Source organism: Hydrogenivirga sp. 128-5-R1-1, assembly GCF_000171895.1.
Window position 1 is genome coordinate 164258 of sequence record NZ_ABHJ01000002.1, and the last position, 19151, is coordinate 183408.

The following is a 19151-nucleotide window of genomic DNA, read 5'->3' on the forward strand; positions in this document are numbered from 1 at the left end:
GAGGCATGAAGGAGCTGAAGAAGATCAAGATAGTGGTGGCGGGTCCCTTTGCGGCGGGCAAGACCCAATTCATAAACACGGTCAGTGAGATAAAGACCGTAGCGACAGAGAGGAAGACCTCCGGCGTAACCGAGAAGAGCGTCAAGGACTACACCACCGTCGCCATGGACTTCGGAAAGATACGCATAGACGACGAGCACGAGCTCTACCTCTTCGGAACGCCCGGGCAGTCGCGCTTTGACTTCATGTGGGAGATACTTGGAGAGGGTGCCTTGGGGATAATAGTCCTCGTTGACAGCACAGACCCTAAAACCTTCCACGAGGCGAGGAAGATAATAAACTTTTTTCAGTCAAGGTTTCCCGTGCCGGTCGTGGTCGGTGCCAACAAGCAAGACCTGCCGAACGCGTGGTCTCCCGAGGACGTGAAGTTCGCCTTGGACATCTCGGAAGATGAGGGAATACCTGTCATACCTCTCTCCGCCAAGGACAAAGAGGACGTTAAGAAGACCTTACTAACCCTTCTGGAAATTATCAGATATAGTTTAGAGAGTTCCTGAAGGTTTATAATACTTTCACATGTTTACCCCCCAGGAGAAAAAAACCCTCGCCGGTATAACCTTTGCTGTCGTCGCACGTATGCTCGGTCTTTTTCTTCTTCTACCGGTTCTGGCACCATACGTCAAGAACCTTGAGGGCAGCACACCCATACTCACTGGTATGGCGGTGGGTATATACGGTCTAACTCAGGCGGTTCTCCAGATTCCCTTCGGTTACTTATCCGACAGGTTTGGAAGGAAACCAGTTATAACCGCAGGCTTCATCGCCTACATACTCGGTAGTATCATGGGGGGACTGGCGACCAACGTGTGGAGCATGATAGTGGCGAGGTTGATCCAGGGAGGTGGAGCCATATCCTCGGCCGCCGTATCCTTAGCGGCAGACCTCATAAGGGAAGAGGTCAGGACAAGGGCATTCGCCCACATAGGTGCTTCTGTCGGCATGGTGTTCGCCTTCAGCATAACGGTGGCTCCTATACTTGCAGGGAAGTTCGGCGTTCCCTTCATCTTTTACATGACCGCCTTCCTCTCGGCGGTGGCTATGCTCTACATAATCCTTTTCATAAAGGAGCCAGAGAAACACCACAAGGAGATAGAGCCTTCTATAAAGAACGTGGGCATGGTCATAAGGGACAGGGCTCAATTAATGCTTAACATCTCCGTGGGAGTCCTGCATGCCCTCCTCGTTTCCATCTTTACGATCGTCCCCATAGAGCTCATACACAGATACGGCTTCCCGAAGCCAGACCACTGGAAGCTCTACTTGCCAATAATACTGGTGTCCATAGCCATAATGGTTCCCTCAACCATCCTCGCAGAGAAGAAGGGGAAGGTGAAGGAGGTTTTCCTGAGCGGGATACTGCTAATTTGTCTAGGTTTCGCGAGCCACCTGCTCGTAGGAAGCTTCGTGGGAGTGGTGATGCTACTGCTCCTCTACTTTGTGGGCTTTCACCTTTTAGAGCCCATAATGCCCTCCCTTCTGACCAAGCTCTCCCACAGGGACACGAGGGGTATAGCGGTTGGAGTTTACAACACCTCCCAGTTCATAGGGGCTTTCTTGGGGGGAGCGCTCGGTGGTGTGTTCCTCAAGTTTGGCGTGGTCTACATGCTTGCCTTTAACCTCTTGGTGTCCGTCCTGTGGTTTGCACTCGTAGCACGCTGGTTCCTATCGGTAGAGAGCAAGGGCTGATTCAAGCTTCTCCCTGCAGTTATCACAGAAATCCCTTCCCTTCCTGTCAACGTCCGCAAGGGAGTTAGAGAAGCTCATCACACACCTTGCATCGGTGCAGTGGGTCAGCCCGAAGGTGTGACCGAGCTCGTGGTTGACCTCTTTAAAGGTTCTCTCAAAGGTGATCCTCTCGTTGGGGTGCCTCAGCCTGTACACGCTGACCACAGCGTTTCTACCGCCCAGCTCAGCCTCACCGAAGACGAAGTTGAGACCCTCCTCGTAGAGGTCAAACTCAACCAGTGCCAGCATCTTGACCATCTCAGGGAAGGAAAAGCCTTTCAGGTAGGAGAGTATGGCTCCTGCATGGAACTGTCCCCTGACGGGGTCAAAGCCCAGCTTGGGGGGAAAGGGTACGGAGGAGAGCCTTACCTCAATTCCGAACACGTCCTTTATGTTCCTCGCCGAGGCTATCTGAAGCCTGTTCTCCACACCTCCGAAGGAGGTTATGTATATGAAACCCATGCTTATAAATATTACCTTCTCAGCTGACCTATTATCAGGAGCACTATGGCTGTGGTGATAGATGCGTCGGCGAAGTTGAAGGCTGGCCAGTAGTGCTCGCCCACGTGGAGGTGTATAAAGTCCCTCACCTTGCCTATAAAGAGCCTGTCGTAGAGGTTGCCCAGGGCTCCCCCGGCTATCATACCCATGAGAAGCGCGAGCGCAGGATTACCGTCCCTGCGGGAGTATATGTAGGTGACCACGAACGCCACGAGGGGTGTCAGGAGCAGTAGGGGTATGCGGAACCAGTCGGGCGTGTCGGCAAACATACCGAAGGCAGCCCCTTTGTTGTATATGAGAAACAGCTTCAGGAAGGGGAAAAGATCGTAACTCCTCTCTGAGAGAAACCTCTCCGCAAGCTCTTTAGTAAAGAGGTCTATCAGAAGGACACCCGTGAGGGTGTATATGTATATCAGAGTGCTTCCTCTAAGGATCTTTCCCACACCTCCTTGAGCTTTTCAACCTCTTCCTGGAGCAGCAACTCTCCGTTGTAGTTCACCCTGAGCGTTCTGTCGGAAACCACCCTGCCTATGTACATCCAGTCAAGTCCTCTGCCCTCTATGAAGTCCTTCAGCTGGTCTGACTTTGAGGGGTCTACGCTGACGACCACGCGGGTTGGCATCTCTGAAAACAGGAACAGGTCTGCCCTCTCGTCGGAGTAGAGCTCAAGTTCAGCCCCGCACCTGCTCACGAAGAGGCTCTCCAGTATGTTTATCAGAAGTCCTCCAGAGGATACATCGTGGGCAGACTCTATCAGGTCTTCCCTAACGAGCTCCACGAGTGTATCAATGAGGGTTTTCTCCTTCGCAAGGTCAACCGCCGGGACGCCTCCCTTGACAACTCCGTGAACAACCTTCAGGTACTCGCTGCCGTCTATAAGGGAACGCCTGTTCAGGTCTCCTATAAGGAGAAGCTCTGCCGTGGAGGGGTAATACACGTCCACGAACCGTTCGGCGTTTTCAAGGACTCCTACACAGACAATCACCGGGGTGGGATAAACGTTCCTTACCTTATCCTTCTCAATGGTCTCGTTGTAGAGTGATACGTTTCCACTCACCACGGGGACGTTGAGGGCTTCGCAGGCTTCAGCCATACCCTCCACAGCTCTGACGAACTGCCACATTATCTCCGGTCTCTCCGGGTTGCCGAAGTTCAGGCAGTCCGTTATGGCGAGAGGTTTCGCTCCGGTACAGGCAACGTTCCGGCAGGCTTCGGCGACCACGTACTTACCTCCTTCGTAAGGGTCAAGGAATACGAGCCTGCCGTTTCCCTCGGCGGATATGGCTATGCCCCGCTTTGAGTTGAGCTCCGGTCTCTCAACCCACTTCAGCCTTAGGAGGGCGGCATCCCCTCCGGGCTTGACGATCGTGTTGGTTCCAACCTGATAGTCGTACTGGCTGTAAACCCACGCCTTTGAACACAGGTTGGGTGATGAAAGGAGTTTCAGGAGTGAGTCTTTTATGTCAACCTCCGGCAGGAGGTTCTGTTCAAAACTTCTGAGCTCTTTTATGTAGGAAGGCTCCTTTATGGGTCTCTCGTATAGGGGTGCCTCATCCACTATCAGGCTGACCGGTAGCTCTGCAACGAGCTCGTCTCCGAAGAGAGCCCTGAACTTCTTGTCTTCGGTAGTCTTCCCGACGACACCGTAACTCAGGTGATACCTGTTGGCGAGCTCCTCAAGGTGCTTTAAGTTCTCCTCCTCTATTATCAGGAGCATCCTCTCCTGACTCTCTGAGAGGAGTATCTCGTAAGGATTCATGCCCTCCTCTCTGAGGGGAACCCTGTCCAGGTAAATCTCAACGCCCATACCGGACTTACTCGCAAGCTCGGACGCTGAACCCGCAAGACCAGCAGCTCCCAAATCCTGCATGCCCACGAGCAGTCCTCTCTCCACAGCCTCCAGAACCGCCTCTATCAGCTTCTTGCCGAAGTAGGGGTCTCCAACCTGAACGTTGGGTCTCTTCTCCTCGGCGTCCTCACCGAACTCCCCGGAAGCCATAACCGCACCGTGTATCCCGTCTCTTCCGGTTGAAGAGCCGATCAGAAAGAGGAGCTGTCCGGTTTTCGTAGCCTTGGCGCGGAACATCCTGCCCGCAGGCATTACCCCGAGGCAGAAGGCGTTTACAAGGGGGTTAGTCCTGTAGGAGTCCTCAAAGAATGTCTCCCCTGCCACTGTGGGTACACCTATGGAGTTTCCGTAAGAGCTTATACCCTTCACAACCCCTCTTACGAGAAAGCGCGTGCGCTGGTCTGTAAGCTCACCGAAGCGGAGGGAGTCCGCTAAGGCTATAGGTCTGGCTCCCATGGAGAGTACATCCCTTATTATCCCGCCCACACCCGTAGCGGCTCCGTTGAAAGGCTCTATGAAGGAGGGGTGATTGTGGCTCTCCACCTTGAAGGCTACCCAGACGTTCTCGTCCACTTCCACGACGCCCGCATTCTCCCCCGGTCCCTGAACCACCCAGTCCGCCTTGTTGGGGAACTTCCTCAGAACCTTCCTTGAGGACTTGTAGGAGCAATGCTCAGACCAGAGGGCACCCAGAACACCCAGCTCAACGTTGTTGGGCTCCCTTCCGAGGTAGGACACTATCTTCCTGTACTCTTCCTCCGATAGACCGTGTGCTTCCCAGAGCTTTTCCATGGAAGCTTTATTTTATCACCTTGTTTTTGTGCTATACTATTCACTCCGCTAAGCCATAAGGAGGTAATCCATGTACGCCGTGATAAAGACGGGTGGCAAACAGTACAGGGTAGAGCCTGGAATGAGGCTCAGGATAGAGAAGATAGATGCCAAAGAGGGCTCCACCGTTGAGTTAGAGCCTCTGATGGTAAGGAAGGACGACGGAAGCGTGGAGTTCTACAAGGGAAAGGTAGTCGCAGAGGTGGTGTCCCACGGGCTCGGTAAGAAGGTGACCGTATTTAAGTACAAGCCTAAGGAGAACTACAAGAGGTGGAAGGGTCATAGACAACCCTTCACCGAGATATTAATTAAAGATATAAAGTAGGAGGTTTTAGTATGGCATCTAAAGCGAGTGGTGGCTCTACGAGGAACGGAAGGGATAGTCATTCTAAAAGGCTCGGAGTTAAGAGATACGGTGGTCAGTTTGTAAAGGCAGGAAACATACTCGTCAGGCAGAGGGGAACCAAGATATACCCCGGCAAGAACGTTGGTCTGGGTTCCGACTTCACCCTCTTCGCACTCACAGACGGATACGTCCACTTTGAGAAGAGAAGGAATAAGAAGACGGTCAGTGTCCTCACCCCTGAGGAGTGGGAATCTCTGAACGGAAACGGAAAAGCCAATTAAAACTCTATTTCCCTTCCCGTTAATCCCTTACGTCTAATAAAAAAGCCCCCGAGAGGGGGCAAAGGGCACAATGGGTGCAGGGCTCAGAACGTAAATCCGAGCTCAACGGCGACGGTGGTTTTGTTGTCCTCATTTCCATTCTTGAAAACTTTGTTGTCTGCGGACACGTACGAAAGTTCAGCTCTTACAAAGGAATTCTCGGTCGGCTTATAGGTTGGCGTAACTGTGAAGGAGAATCCCTTCTCAGCGTATGCATCAGGGGTTCCATCTCCGTTAAAGTCAGGGGTGAAGTATATACCGCTCGTACCTTCATCAAAGTACTCAAACCTAACAGGAACAGATATGTCTTTAAAGGACGGAGTTATGAATACAGCCAAGCCGTAAGCTGTGTCGTCCTGCCCCGAGGATTTGGCGGAACTATCCAACCACTGATAGTCTAAGTTAAGACCTATCTCAAGTGTTCCAAGAGAATACCCAAGCACCACATCTATAAAGTTTTTGAAGCCGGTGTAGTCATAGTAGGTTAAAGCATAATCTATACCAGCCAAGGAACCAAGCGAACCAACAGCGTAAGCTTCTGCCCTAGGGCTTATGGCATCGTTATTGTACTCAGCGTACAGACTTATATCTTCATTTAGCTGAAAGTTTACCCTTACACCAGGATATATGACAGGCTGGGCGTACCAAACAGCTCCCAAAGTTATATTCTTGTTAGCATACGTATTTATGACTTCAGCACCCACGTTGGTTGTGAGGTAACCTACGTCAACGGATATCCTATTCATAGGAGACAAGGTGACATACCCCCAAAGTATTCCTGCCTCGTTGCTAACTGAGCTTCCATTGGTATAGGAGATCATACTGTTGTTCACTCCGCCATCCCATACAGAGGGGGCAAGGAGTGTACCAACTGCAAGGTCAAAGCTAACCTTGTCACCTCCTCCCGAAAGACCAACAACCACATTGGTCAGTCTAAAAGCATCCTGGGAGTCCCTGTTACCCTCATTGGTGGTATAAAAGTATCCTCCCGTAATTGCACCGTACAGCTCCATGGGTTGAGATATCTTGAGGCTCAGGGTCTTCTCCTGAGCGAGGGAGCTTCCGGCAAAAGCCAGAACAGCGGTAAGCAGTATCTTCTTCTTCATAACCAACACCTCCTTAGTGTTTTTCAAAAAGAGAAAAGCGGAGCGGAGGACTGAGCCTCCCTCCTTGAGCTTTTAAAGGTTGTAAGCACTCTCACCGTGCTGGGAGCTGTCAAGTCCTTCAATCTCGTCACCTTCTTTAACCCTCAGACCGGTGAGCGCTTTAGCCACCAGCACTATAATGGCTGTGAGTATTCCCGAGTAAACAAGGGTAACTATCACACCTTCCAGCTGTATGAGAAGCTGTTTGGGATTCCCGTAGAGGAGTCCAGCGCTCTCGTTTACAGCGGGGTCGGCGAACACACCCGTCAGTATCGCACCAACTATACCTGCGACTCCGTGTATTCCGAAGACGTCAAGGGCATCGTCGTACCCGAGCGCCGCCTTCAGCTTGGCAACGGCGAAGTAGGCGAATATGGAAGCTATGGCGCCCACGAATATGGCTCCCACAGGATTGACGAAGCCTGCCGCGGGAGTTATGGCAACGAGACCTGCTATTATTCCAGAGGATATACCCACCACGGTGGGTTTCCCTGCTGACATCCACTCCACGAACATCCACGCCAGCATCGCAGCGGAGGTCGCTACGGTGGTGTTGAGCATAGCGTAGACGGCTATGGTGTCCGCTGCGAGGGCGGAACCTGCGTTGAATCCGAACCAACCGAACCAGAGGATACCCGCTCCGAGGGCAACCAGGGGAACGTTGTTGGGAATGAGCTGGGGCTCCTTCCTCTTGCCCAGTATAAGAGCGGCAACCAGACCCGCTATACCGGCGTTTATGTGGACAACCGTTCCGCCGGCGAAGTCAAGGGCTCCGTGATTGCTGAGAAATCCTCCACCCCAGACCCAGTGGGCTATGGGCGGATAAACCACTATGCTCCAGAGCACACAGAATATGATCCATGCGGAGAACTTCATCCTTCCAACGAGAGAACCGCTGACCAGAGCGGTGGTTATTGTGGCAAAGGTTAGCTGGAACATCAGGTCAAGGAGAGCGGGGTAGCCCGTATCGGCGTTTATACCCGTTATCCCCTTACCGAAGAGGTACTGAAAGGGGTTGCCCATGAACTGACCCAGGTCGTCACCGTAGGCTATGGAGTAACCCACGGCAAGCCAGGTTATCGTGACTATACCGAAGGCAACGAAGGACATGGCTATGGTGTTGAGGATGCTCTTGCTCTTGTCCAGACCGCCGTAAAAGAGCGCCAGTCCGGGAACGGTCATGAATACAACCAGTGCGGAAGCCATGAGCATCCAGGCTGTATTACCCGTGTCAAGCTTAGCCTCTCCTGCAAAGGCAGGAACGGCTACCGTAAGTAAAGGCAGTAATGCCCAAAGGGATGCGCGCCTCATCTCTTTTCCCTCCTTTATAAAAATGACCCCGCCGAAGGCGGGGTGCTTAAAAACTTAAATGTCAAAGTAAAGCTCAAACTCCAGAGGGTGAGGGGTAAACCTGAGCTGGTCTATCTCGTCCCTCTTGGTCTCTATCCAGAGCTGGAGGAACTCCTCTGTGAAGACTCCGCCCTTTAGGAGGAACTCGTAGTCCTTCTCCAGCTCGTTTATAGCCTCCTCAAGTGATCCGGGGAGCTGGGGTATTCCCTCAAGCTCTTCGGGAGGTAGGGAGTAGATGTCTTTGTCAAAGGGCTCTCCGGGGTCAATCTTGTTCTCTATTCCGTCTATTGCAGCCATAAGTATGGCGCTGAAGGCGAGGTACGGGTTGGATGTGGCGTCGGGGAACCTAACCTCTATCCTCTTTGCCTTGGGAGACTGGGAGTACATGGGTATCCTGATGGCGGCAGATCTGTTCCTTGCGGAGTAGGCGAGCCTTACGGGTGCCTCAAATCCGGGAACGAGCCTGTGGTAGGAGTTTATGGTGGGGTTGGTGAGGGCGACTATAGCCCTTGCGTGCTTGAGTATTCCGCCTATGGCGTAGAGAGCGGTCTCTGAAAGACCTGCGTATCCGGATCCTGCGAAGAGAGGTTCGTCTCCCTTCCAGATGGAGAAGTGGGTGTGCATTCCGGAACCGTTGTCGTTGGGAAGAACCTTAGCCATGAAGGTGGCGAACTTGCCGTGCTTGGCTGCCACGTTTCTGACGATGTACTTGTAAAGGAAGAGCTTGTCGGACTGGCTTACGAGGGAGTCGTACCTGATGTCTATCTCAGCCTGTCCGGCGGTTGCGACCTCGTGGTGGTGGAGCTCAACGGTCACTCCCAGCTCGGAGAGTATGGAGACCATCTCGTTCCTGATCTCCATGGTCTTGTCCATGGGGGGTGCGGGGAAGTATCCCCTCTTGTGGGGTATCTTGTAGCCGGTGGAAGTCAGCTCTCTGTTCCACCAGCCCTCTTCGGAGTCCACCCTCCAGAAGGAGTAGTTGGCGGAGGTTCCGTACTCTATGGAGTCAAGTATGAAGAACTCCGCCTCGGGACCGAAGTAGGCGGTATCGCCTATACCCGTCTGCTTGAGATACTGCTCAGCCTTCTGAGCTATGTATCTGGAGTCCCTTCCGTACCTCTCTCCGGTAACGGGGTCGTAGATGTCACATATCATCACGAGGGTCTTGGTCTCTATGAAGGGATCTATAAAAGCGGTGTTGGGATCGGGCTTTGCGAGCATGTCGGACTCGTTTATGGACTGCCAACCCCTTATGGAAGATCCGTCAAATCCTCTTCCGTTCTCAAAGGTGTCTTCGGAAAGCTCGTAGGCGGGTATGGTCAGGTGCTGCCACTGACCAAAGGGATCTGAGAACCTCAGATCAACGTACTGGACTCCTTCCTGTTCAATGAGGCTTAAAACCTCCTGCGGTGAATACTTCGGCATGCCTGCACCTCCTTATAGGTTTTTAAATAGCTGTTTCACCCTTCTCACCCGTCCTTATACGGACGACCTCTTCAACGGGGAGGACGAATATCTTTCCGTCGCCCACCCTTCCCGTCTGGGCTGTCTTGACGATGGTGTCAAGAACCTTCTCCACGTCCTCGTCCTTGACCACCACTTCAATCTTGACTTTGGGCAGGAAGTCAATAACGTACTCCGTGCCCCTGTAGATCTCGGTGTGACCCTTCTGCTGACCGAAGCCCTTTACCTCGGTCACTGTCATACCCCCGATGCCTATCTCCACGAGGGCGTCCTTGACCTCGTCCAACTTGAAGGGTTTAATGATAGCCTCAATCTTCTTCATCTTGCCTTCCTCCTCTGCTCCGTTATAGTGCAAGGAGCGTGCCAAAAATCAAAAACGCCCCTTAAACATAGATTTTACGACCGAGGTCAGGATACAGCCTTCCGATCTCAGGTAAAATTGTTCACAAAATTGTAAAGTTGTAAACACTTCCCTCGGAGGGACGGGGGATTATAATAAGGATGAAAAGATAAATTTGGGGAGGTTTCTCACATGTGGTTTGAGGTCTCTCTTGGGGTATTTCTCGTGGCGTTCATAACAGCCTCTCTGCTCAGGCACAGGGCGGAGAGGAGCGGTGATCCGTCGGTAGAGGACAACATCATAGTTACCTACTCAAAGTCCATACCTGGGTACGAGGTTCAGAGGATCTTCGGTTACGTGGAGGGCGTGGTAACCATACCCAGCGAAGGGGACGAGGTGTACGCCTCCATGGGTGAACAGTCGGCAATACAGAAGCTCATGGACAGAGCCCGGGAGGTGGGAGCGAACGCAATCCTGGAGCTCAGGATAGAGAGCAAGGAGTACGCAGTTCACACGAAGATAATCGCCCGGGGACTTGCCGTGAGGGTTTAAATTTATAGGGTGGGACAGGAATGTAGCAAGGTCATAGTTCTGAGCGACGGTGCCGACTTGGACGCCCTCTCGGCAGCCTTAGCCCTCCAGAGGCTCTCTCCGGACTCGTGTCTTCTAACACCGAGATACCTTTCAAAGAGGGCGGGCGAGGTGTTCAGAGACTTCAGACACCTCTTCAGGACAACGGATGACCTGCCTGAACGTTTCACCCTTGTCCTTACGGATACGAGACATTTTCCAGAGAGCATCCCCAAGGACAGGGTGGAAGGTGTCGTAGTTTACGACCACCACCCGGAGGGTGATGTTAAGGAGTTTGAGGGAAAGGTGGACAGGGTGGGCGCGGCTACCACCCTCGTGGTTGAAGAGTTGATTGAGAGAAACATAGAGCTCTCCCCCGAGGAGGCTACCGTGATAGCCCTCGGCATATACGAGGACACGGGAAACTTCACCTACGAAGGAACCACCGATAGAGACCTAAAGGCGGCATCATGGCTATTGTCCATGGGTGCAGACCTGAAGAGCATAAGGAAGTACATGCTTGAGGCTTTCACCAAGGAGCAGATAGACATAGTCAGGAGGATCCTCTCTTCAATAGAGAAGCTCTTCATAGAGGACAGGGAAATAGTCATAGCTACAGCTGTTCTTGAGAAATATGAGCCGGACATAAACGCCCTCCTGTATGAAGTGAAAGACCTGAAGGAGGCCGATGCCTTCTTCGTGATAATAGAGGCTGAAGGAAAGACCTACGTGTTCGGGCGTTCCCAGACAAAGGACATAGATGCGGGGAAAGTTCTCTCCCACTTCGGGGGTGGGGGGCATCCGGAAGCGGGAGCCACAAAGCTTGAAAACGTATCCGCAGAGAGGGTTAAAAACTTACTCATAGGTTACCTGAAGGGTTTAAAACCTCCAAAGCTCAGGGTGGGGGACATAATGAGCTCTCCCCCCTTCATGCTCTCGGAGCACTTATCGGTGCGGGACGCCCTGCTGGAGCTGTCCGAGAGAGGCTTTGCAAATGCCCCCGTCATAGACAGGGAGGGAAACCTGATAGGCATAGTCTCCAAGAAGAGCCTTCTGAAGCTCTCCCGCCTGTATCCAGAGGAGCCTGTGGGTGAGTTCGTTAACAAGGACTTCACTACCCTCTCGCCTGACTCCCCGGTGTGGGAGGCTGAGGAGATACTCACAAAGTTCGGTCAGAAGTTGATACCCGTGGTGGACGGAGGAACTGTGGTCGGGGTTGTCACAAGGCTTGACATACTCCACAGGATGAAGGAAGACCTGGGCGAGGCTAAAGCCCTCCACAAGAGGATAAGGATACCCAAGAACATAGAGGAGATATCTACTGAGGTGGGGATCATAGCCAACAGGCTGGGTTACAGGGCTTATATAGTTGGAGGTGTGGTCAGGGACATACTGCTGGGAAAGGACGTGTGGGACCTTGACTTCGTAATAGAGGGAGACGCCATAAGAGTTGCCGAGGAGCTCGCAAGGGAACACGGCGTTCAGCCTCACCCCTTTCCGGAGTTCGGGACAGCCCATGTTAAGGTTGGTAGTCTGAAGCTTGAGTTCGCCACCGCAAGGAGGGAGACCTACCCGAGGCCGGGCGCCTACCCTAAGGTGGAGAAGGCTTCCCTTAAAGAAGACCTCGTGAGGAGGGACTTCACAATAAACGCCATGGCTATATCTGTGAACCCCGAAGACATGGGCACACTAATTGACTACTTCGGAGGTATCAGAGACCTCAAGGACAAGATAGTCAGGGTTCTGCACCCGGTCAGCTTCATAGAAGACCCTGTCAGGATACTCAGGGCGCTCAGGTTTGCAGGCAGGCTCGGGTTCAAGCTATCCAAGAGCACGGAGAGGCTACTCAAACAGGCTGTAAACCTGGGTCTACTTGAAGAGGCTCCCAGAGGAAGGATCATGAACGAGATAAGGCTCGCCCTGAGGGAGGACAGACTCCTGGAGATACTCTCCCTTTACAGGAAGTTCAAGGTTCTGGAGCACGTGATAAAGGGCTTCAGATGGACTCAGAACCTTGAGGATAGGCTCATAAACCTTAAAAAGGTGACCGACTGGCACTCCCTTGAGTTTCCCTCGGAAAGGGTGGACTACGGCTGGGTCTTCCTGATGGTGATCCTCTCAACGGTCAAGCCGGAGGTCAGCGAGAGGTTTCTGCAGGAGGTCTCAGCACCTTCATGGGTGAGGGAGAGCATGGAGAGCCTCTACACCTCCCTGAACGCACTCAAAGACAAACTCCAAAGGGCTGAGAGGAACTCGGAGGTTTACAGGGCTCTGAAGGGGGTTCACATATCGCTCCTGCTGATACTTATGACCTGCAGGGACGTTCAGGACAAGGTCAAGCTCTTCCTTGAGAGGCTGAGGTTCGTTAAAGCACCGCCGGAGGCGGTCTCTCAACTTAAGAGTAAAGGTCTTGAGGGCAGGGAGCTCGGCGAGGAGATAGAGAGGCTCAAGGAGAGGATAATGGACGAGGAGAAATCCTTTATAATGGAAAGGTCATGAAACTCGCCTTCTTCAAAGTCGGAGAGCTGCAGGGAAGTCTCAAACACCTGGACGCCCTATTTGATTACCTGAAGAACAGGGGTGTGGAGCTTAAGGAGATAGAGCTTGACCCCCAGAACGTCCAGAAGGCTGTGGAGGAGCTTAACGAATTCAGACCCGCCTTCACCATGGACGTGAACGCTACGGGGATAATAATAGGTGAGCAGGAGGGAAAGAAGGTTCCCATATACGACATCTTCGGCTTCGTTCATCTCTCCGTCTTTACCGAGGATCCTCTCCTGCACTTCCCCAACATACACGGAGTTGAGAGCCACAGGAACTTGATAGCCCTCGTGACGGACATAAAGTACGTTGACAGTCTGAGGTTCCTCGGCGTTGAGAACATAAGCTACATAACGCCCTTCCTGAACTTCTCCCTCTTTCCGAAGCCCGCGGAAGAGCGGGACATAGAGGTAGCCTTCTTAGGTCCCGTGATAAACCCAGAGATAGTCGTTAACTCCGTCAGGCAGAACATCCCCGAGAACATATTCCCGCTCTTCATAGAGACGGGTGAGTTCATGTTCAGGAACCCTGAAGTTCACGTGCTTACAGCCTTCAACTACATACTGGGTATTTTCAACCCCCAGATACAGCAGGAGTTTACCCAGTGGAGGGAGCAGAACGGTGAAGCCTTCCTCAGGATGCTGAACGATATATCCATATACGCCACCATGAGGAAGAGGTGGTATCTCGTGAACTTCTTGGACGGGCTGAACCTCAAGATAGTGGGTGAGTTCCAAGGGGAGCTTAGGGAAGACCACGAACAGCTTAAGGTAAACTCCTACGAGGAGCTCCTTGAAATATACGGCAGGTCTTACATAACTATAATGAGCTTTCCCCATACGGTTCCCTCCGGCATAGGCTTTACGCCCCTTGAGGTCTCAGCTATGGGCAGCGCACCCATGATTGACTTTCGCGGAACGCTTCCGGGCTTTCTGACCCCCGGCGAGGAGGTCATAACCTACATGCCCCTTGACAGGGCTGACGTTGAGGAGAAGATACTTTACTACCTTGAGAACCTTGAAGAAGCCAAGGGCATAGGGGAGAAGGCTAACAACGCGGTGGTAAGCCGTTACAGGGTGGACGACAGAGGAGAGTTTATATACAACCTAATGAAAGACATAATGGCTCAGGCGGAAGCCCAGCAGACGCAGACAGAGGAAGAGAAGAAGAGCTGACATGTTCCCGGGCTTCGGGACTCTCGTCAACGTAGTCTTCGTCCTCCTGGGGAGTTTCTTTGGGCTCAAGGGTGCCCGCTTCATAAACCCAAAGCTGAGAGAGGGTGTTATCCACGGCATAGGACTATTCACCCTCATCTTGGGAGTTAAACTCCTAGTAGAGAACAAGCCAGAGACTTTGAAGGTGTTCTTTATCCTGCTCATAGGAACGGCCGTGGGTTACCTCCTGAACATAGAGGGAAAGATAGAAGAGCTCTCGGACACTGGAAAGGACTTTACGAACGCCTTCGTCACGTCCTCCGTCCTATTCACCGTAGGTCCTATGACCCTGCTGGGGTGCATACTTGAAGGGACTAAAGGAGACAGTTCCCTCATCCTCTCAAAAGCCACCATGGACGGCTTCTCCTCAATAATACTCGCCTCCTCCCTCGGCAAGGGTGTAGCCTTCTCAGCCCTCTTCGTTCTCCTCTTCCAGGGAGGAATAACGCTGCTCGCTTTCTTCTTTGGAGAGTTCCTTGACCCTCAGGCGATGGCGAACAGCCTGTTCATAGGAGGAGGCGTAATGGTGGTGATAGCCTTCAAGCTGTGGGGTCTCCTCAAAGATGTGAAGAGCGTAAACCTACTCGTTCCCCTCGTTGCCTCGCTCTTTATCTGAGCCATCAAGCTTCAGTCTGGAGACCTCCGAGAGGGCTTCATATATGTTCTCCTTGTCGGTCTCCCAGACGAACACGCCGTTCTTGTGGAGTATCCACTTAGCCCTTGCACTCTCGGGGTGGTGACCGCATATAACTATGTCCACTCCCTCCCTGACGAGCAACCTCGCCACGTCCTCCTCCGATTTCACTTCTATCTCTTTAATCTTAGGCTTGCCGCTCCTCTCCTCAAAGAGGAACATCTTCTTTACATTTGAAAAGTCCCTGCAGAGAGCCTCACCGTTACCGGAGAATATGGCTATACGCAGTTTCTCCTCTTTGGCAGGCTCGTAGTGGATAAAGACCATCTCAACGTTGTCTATTTCCCTGGCTATCCTCCTCTCTATCTCGTCCGCTATGGCGTGGCTCCTCATGAAGCTGCCGGGTCTCAGGAGTATCTCCGCATCTATGAAGAGCTTACCTCCCGCACTCCTGACAAGGAGTCTCTTCACGCTCTCCACCTCGGGGAAACTCAGGATTATGTCCCTTATACGCTCCACCGTTTCCTCATCGGCAGATATGTCAAGTATCGCCCCCACCTGCTCCTTCAGAAGCCCGAAGGCTGTGTAGAGTATCAGGGCTACGACCGCAAGGGCAAAGTACCTGTCGTAGTTGTAGCCAACGTAAGCGGCGCTGAGGCTGAGCAGCACGAGGAAGGAACCGAAGGCGTCGGTTAGGGTGTGGTAAGAGTCCGCTATGAGCGTAGGTGAGTTCAACTTCTTGCCAGCCCTCCTCTCCAAGAAGGAGAGGGTTATGGAACTAATGAGGGAGAAAAGGACAACCCCTATACCCACGGGGAGAGCGTCCCTGTCTATCTCCACTCTGCCCGTCAGAGCCCTGTGGGCTATCTCGTAGGCGGCAACGACGAGAAAGAAGGCTATAACTATCGCCCCTATGTTCTCAAGCTTGTACAGCCCGTAAGGAAAGCGCTCATGCTTCTTCTCGGAAAACTTTATGGAGACGTAAGCTATAACGGAGGCTGTGGCATCGGAGAGGGAGTGCAGAGCCTCGCCTATGAGAGATAGGCTTCCCGTCATAAGACCAGCAATGAACTTGAGGGCAGACTGAATCAGGTTCAGGAGGAGTGAAACGAGCGCCCAGTGTTCCTTTTTCATCTTAAGAGCTTAAAGAGATGCAGACCTGTTCAGGTATAGAGACGTCTTCGCCCCCTGGTAGCCCCCTCTCTCTTCAAGCCTCCTGAACACCTCCCCTATGACCCTGTTCTTCATGGAGGGCTTGCAGTAATCCGGTGCCAGGAGGAGACTTTCATCCACCTCACCTGTAATTCTGTGGACTACCACCTTCGGAGGGAGTATCTCTATAACCTCACTGCACAGCTCAACATACTCTTCAAGGGAGAGTGGACTGAACTCTCCTCTCTCGTACTGGAGTGCCATCACAGTTCCTCTTATAACGTGCAATGGGTGAATCTTAACCCCGTCTACGGGCAGAGCCGCAAGGAGCTTGGCGGTCTCTATAATGTCTTCCCTACCCTCGCCAGGCAGACCCACTATCATGTGGGCACAGACCTTGAGGGGTCTCTTCTTTGCCCTTAAAACCGCGTCCACGAAGTCCGAAACGCCGTGAGCCCTGTTTATACTCTTCAGGGTCTCAAAGTTGGCTGACTGGAGACCGAACTCAACCCACACCTCAAGACCCCTTTCGGCATAGCCTGTGAGTAAGTCAAGCACCTCCTCGGGAGCGCAGTCGGGTCTCGTCCCCACGTCTATACCGACGACCCCCTCAAAGCCGAGGGCTGTATCGTAGACCCTGCGAAGGGTGTTTATGTCCGCGTAGGTGTTGGTATAGGACTGGTAGTAGACGAAGAAGAGTATATCCTCGCCGTACTTCCTCTTTGCCCTCTCCATACCCTCCTCTATCTGGGTCTCCAGGGGAACGGAGGGGCTCAGCATGGACGGCTTTGAGCCGTCGTGACAGAAGGTACACCCTCCCTTAGCCTTGCTACCGTCCCTGTTAGGGCACGTGAAGGGAAGGGCAACGGTTATCTTCTGGACGCGCTTCCCGTACTTATCCAGAAAGTAGTCTTTGAGTGATAGGAAGGGTTTAGTCCGTGTGCCCATGTCTATACTCTCTCAGCCTCCTTCTGGAGCTTTCTGTACTTCTCAAGGGCGAGCCTTCTCCTCCAACCCTTGAGCCTGTCTATGAAGGTTATGCCCTTCAGGTGGTCAAGCTCGTGCTGAAATACTATCGCCGGAAAGTCCTCAAGCACCACCTCAACGGGTTCTCCGTGTTCGTTCAGAGCCCTCACCTTCACCCTCTTGGCTCTCTCTACCTCAACGCTCAGCCCGGGGAAGGATAGGCACCCCTCCTTATACTTCTGCTTGCCTTCGGACGCTATAACCTCCGGGTTTATGAGAACGAGCTTCAGGTCTGGGACGTCCTCCTTGGGCGTGGTGTCTATAACCATGACGCTAAGGGGAACTCCTATCTGGTTGGCTGCGAGCCCAACGCCCTCCGCATTGTACATGGTGTCAAACATGTCCTTTATTAAACTCTTCACCTCCCTGTCTATGTCGGAAACCTCAAGGGTAGGCTTCTTCAAAACCTCAGCCGGATAGGTGACTATCTCCCTTACCATCGCAACTCCTCACGAAATAATTTAGTCTCTTAGGATTATAATGCGTAGTATGAGGGAGCAGCCCTTCCACCCTCCCGACCTTCCTATAATCAACGACAAGGTGTATCACCTGAACCTGTCCCCGGGAGAGCTCGCACCGGACATAATAATCGTCGGAGACCCGCACAGGGTAACCTTCATAGCCCGGAACTTTCTGAGGGGGATAGACGTAAACAAGGAACACAGGGGGCTGAGAACGGTCACGGGATATACGGACTGGGGGCAGAGGGTCTCCATAACCACGTCTGGCATGGGTACCCCTTCCCTTGAGATAGTCATAAACGAGATCGTGGCACTCCACGAGATAGACTTCCAGAGCATGGAGAGGAAGGAGGAGTTTCCCACGCTGAACGTGATAAGGGTGGGCACCTCGGGTGGACTCCAAAAGGATACGGAGCTCGGCACTCTTGTTATAACCGAGTACGCAGTTGGGCTTGACAACACGGGACTGTTTTACGACGCTCCGCCCCCGGACGAGAGGTGCGTAAAGCTTGAAGGTGTTGTGAAGGACGCCCTTGAGGGCGTTATATCTGAGAATTCAAGGTTCAAGGGTCGTATAAGTCCCTACGCTTCAAAGGCACATCCCGATGTTGTAAGGGCTCTGACTGAGTCGGCTGAGGAGCTCGGGGTAAACTTCAAGAGGGGTGTCACGGTGTCAAACTCTGGCTTCTTCGCGAACCAGGGCAGGTCTGTCTCAAGGATACCGCCCACAGTCCCCGACATAGACGTCAGGCTCTCCAGAACCGATACAGGCATAGAGGGGCTCAGGTTTGAAAACATGGAGATGGAGGCGAGCTTCCTGCTCCACTTCCTCTACCCTCTGGGTCACAGAGCGGGCGTGGTCTGTCCCACGATAGACAAGAGACCCGAGGAGAAGTTCCTAGTGAACTATCAGGAGAAGGTTAAGGAGGCGTCAAGGGTAGCTCTAAACGCCCTCAGGAGGCTAAGGGAATGGACGTGAGAAAGCTGATAGACAACTCACTGCTCAAACCCAACGTGAGCGAGAAAGAGGTTGAGGAGTTCGTCATAAGGTCGGCGGAGATAGGCTTTTACGCAGTGTGTGTGAATCCGTACCACGTGAAGCTTGCCAAGGAGGTGGGTGGAGACAGGATAGTGGTGTGCTCTGTCGCGGGGTTTCCCCTGGGGCTTAACGTCAAAGAGGTCAAGGTGCACGAGGCAGTCAGGGCTGTGGACGACGGAGCTGAAGAGATAGACATCGTGATGAACATATCAGCCTTCAAGTCCGGCAAATACAGATACGTTGAGGAGGAGTTAAAGGCTGTAAAGAGGGAGACAGGAGTAGTTCTGAAGGCAATTATTGAGACCTGTTATCTGAGCAGGGAGGAGAAGCTGAAGGCTGTTGAAGTTTGTATTGAGGCAGAGGCGGACTTTGTGAAGACCTCAACGGGCTTTGCAGAGGGGGGAGCAACCCTTGAGGACGTGAGACTTCTGAAGGAAGCCGCCGGGGGCAGGATAAAGGTTAAAGCTGCAGGAGGTATAAGAAGTCTGAAGGACGCCCTCGCTATGATTGAGGCGGGAGCGGATAGGCTCGGTACCAGCAGAGGTCTTGAGATTTACAAAGAGAGCCAGGAGGCTTAAATTAT

Annotated in this window: 20 protein-coding genes; 10 read left to right on the forward strand and 10 right to left on the reverse strand. The window is 52.7% G+C overall.

What is annotated here, in order from left to right; translation table 11 throughout:
• Positions 1–5 precede the first annotated feature (5 nt).
• On the forward strand, positions 6–557 hold the full coding sequence (locus HG1285_RS14180; protein ID WP_008286403.1) for an ATP/GTP-binding protein: 552 nt from the start codon (positions 6–8) through the stop codon (positions 555–557).
• A gap of 19 nt (positions 558–576) precedes the next feature.
• Entirely contained in the window at positions 577–1746 is a 1170-nt protein-coding gene (locus HG1285_RS14175; protein WP_008286404.1) for an MFS transporter, read from the forward strand.
• Here the strand turns inward: HG1285_RS14175 and HG1285_RS14170 are convergent.
• Genes HG1285_RS14170 through purL form a run of 3 tightly spaced genes read right to left on the reverse strand, consistent with a single transcriptional unit; the run spans position 1723 to position 4927 of the window.
• Positions 1723–2247 (reverse strand): archaemetzincin family Zn-dependent metalloprotease, encoded by a 525-nt coding sequence (locus HG1285_RS14170; RefSeq protein ID WP_008286405.1) that lies wholly within the window; start codon positions 2245–2247, stop codon positions 1723–1725. The two genes, HG1285_RS14175 and HG1285_RS14170, sit on opposite strands and share 24 nt — an antisense overlap.
• 11 nt (positions 2248–2258) lie before the next feature.
• Entirely contained in the window at positions 2259–2729 is a 471-nt protein-coding gene (gene lspA, locus HG1285_RS14165) for a signal peptidase II (RefSeq protein ID WP_008286406.1), read from the reverse strand.
• Complete coding sequence (gene purL, locus HG1285_RS14160; protein ID WP_008286407.1) at positions 2699–4927, reverse strand: phosphoribosylformylglycinamidine synthase subunit PurL; 2229 nt, start codon at positions 4925–4927, stop codon at positions 2699–2701. The genes lspA and purL overlap by 31 nt, the downstream gene beginning before the upstream one ends.
• A gap of 70 nt (positions 4928–4997) precedes the next feature.
• On the opposite strand from purL, the gene rplU reads away from it, so the two are divergent.
• Both rplU and rpmA read left to right on the forward strand, forming a co-directional pair.
• Positions 4998–5291, forward strand: a complete 294-nt coding sequence (gene rplU, locus HG1285_RS14155; RefSeq protein WP_008286408.1) for a 50S ribosomal protein L21 — start codon at positions 4998–5000, stop codon at positions 5289–5291.
• An 11-nt stretch (positions 5292–5302) separates the two neighbouring features.
• Positions 5303–5593, forward strand: coding sequence for a 50S ribosomal protein L27 (gene rpmA / locus HG1285_RS14150; protein WP_008286409.1), 291 nt, complete (start codon positions 5303–5305; stop codon positions 5591–5593).
• An 83-nt stretch (positions 5594–5676) separates the two neighbouring features.
• Here rpmA and HG1285_RS14145 read toward each other — a convergent pair whose 3' ends face one another.
• The 4 genes from HG1285_RS14145 to HG1285_RS14130 all read right to left on the reverse strand — a co-directional run bounded on the left by HG1285_RS14145 (position 5677) and on the right by HG1285_RS14130 (position 9913).
• The gene (locus HG1285_RS14145; RefSeq protein ID WP_008286410.1) at positions 5677–6738 is read right to left on the reverse strand and encodes an outer membrane beta-barrel protein; all 1062 of its coding nucleotides are present in this window, start codon (positions 6736–6738) and stop codon (positions 5677–5679) included.
• 72 nt (positions 6739–6810) lie between these two features.
• Entirely contained in the window at positions 6811–8088 is a 1278-nt protein-coding gene (locus tag HG1285_RS14140) for an ammonium transporter (protein WP_008286411.1), read from the reverse strand.
• Positions 8089–8142: 54 nt separating this feature from the next.
• On the reverse strand, positions 8143–9552 hold the full coding sequence (gene glnA / locus HG1285_RS14135; RefSeq protein ID WP_008286412.1) for a type I glutamate--ammonia ligase: 1410 nt from the start codon (positions 9550–9552) through the stop codon (positions 8143–8145).
• Between the two features lie 22 nt (positions 9553–9574).
• The gene (locus tag HG1285_RS14130; RefSeq protein WP_032496341.1) at positions 9575–9913 is read right to left on the reverse strand and encodes a P-II family nitrogen regulator; all 339 of its coding nucleotides are present in this window, start codon (positions 9911–9913) and stop codon (positions 9575–9577) included.
• A gap of 210 nt (positions 9914–10123) precedes the next feature.
• Here HG1285_RS14130 and HG1285_RS14125 point away from each other — a divergent pair, with 210 nt between their 5' ends.
• From HG1285_RS14125 to HG1285_RS14110, 4 genes are read left to right on the forward strand one after another with little or no spacing between them, the layout of a single operon-like run.
• Positions 10124–10483 carry a heavy metal-binding domain-containing protein gene (locus HG1285_RS14125; protein ID WP_008286414.1) on the forward strand — a complete coding sequence of 120 codons (360 nt, stop codon included), beginning with the start codon at positions 10124–10126 and terminating at the stop codon, positions 10481–10483.
• 9 nt (positions 10484–10492) lie between these two features.
• Positions 10493–13000, forward strand: coding sequence for a CBS domain-containing protein (locus tag HG1285_RS14120; protein WP_008286415.1), 2508 nt, complete (start codon positions 10493–10495; stop codon positions 12998–13000).
• Positions 12997–14217 carry a glycosyltransferase gene (locus HG1285_RS14115; protein ID WP_008286416.1) on the forward strand — a complete coding sequence of 407 codons (1221 nt, stop codon included), beginning with the start codon at positions 12997–12999 and terminating at the stop codon, positions 14215–14217. The genes HG1285_RS14120 and HG1285_RS14115 overlap by 4 nt, the downstream gene beginning before the upstream one ends.
• Before the next feature lies 1 nt (position 14218).
• Complete coding sequence (locus HG1285_RS14110) at positions 14219–14872, forward strand: DUF554 domain-containing protein (protein WP_008286417.1); 654 nt, start codon at positions 14219–14221, stop codon at positions 14870–14872.
• Here HG1285_RS14110 and HG1285_RS14105 read toward each other — a convergent pair.
• From HG1285_RS14105 to def, 3 genes are read right to left on the reverse strand one after another with little or no spacing between them, the layout of a single operon-like run.
• Positions 14837–16024: a cation diffusion facilitator family transporter gene (locus tag HG1285_RS14105; RefSeq protein WP_008286418.1), complete on the reverse strand. Its 1188-nt coding sequence runs from the start codon at positions 16022–16024 to the stop codon at positions 14837–14839. The genes HG1285_RS14110 and HG1285_RS14105 overlap by 36 nt on opposite strands.
• A gap of 9 nt (positions 16025–16033) precedes the next feature.
• Positions 16034–16990, reverse strand: coding sequence for a TIGR01212 family radical SAM protein (locus HG1285_RS14100; protein ID WP_008286419.1), 957 nt, complete (start codon positions 16988–16990; stop codon positions 16034–16036).
• Positions 16991–16992: 2 nt separating this feature from the next.
• Positions 16993–17508 carry a peptide deformylase gene (gene def / locus HG1285_RS14095; protein WP_008286420.1) on the reverse strand — a complete coding sequence of 172 codons (516 nt, stop codon included), beginning with the start codon at positions 17506–17508 and terminating at the stop codon, positions 16993–16995.
• A gap of 40 nt (positions 17509–17548) precedes the next feature.
• Between def and HG1285_RS14090 the strand changes: the two genes are divergently transcribed.
• Both HG1285_RS14090 and deoC read left to right on the forward strand, forming a co-directional pair.
• Entirely contained in the window at positions 17549–18508 is a 960-nt protein-coding gene (locus HG1285_RS14090) for a nucleoside phosphorylase (RefSeq protein WP_198005420.1), read from the forward strand.
• Positions 18499–19146, forward strand: a complete 648-nt coding sequence (gene deoC / locus HG1285_RS14085) for a deoxyribose-phosphate aldolase (protein ID WP_008286422.1) — start codon at positions 18499–18501, stop codon at positions 19144–19146. Before HG1285_RS14090 ends, deoC begins: the two co-directional genes overlap by 10 nt.
• Positions 19147–19151: the final 5 nt, after the last annotated feature.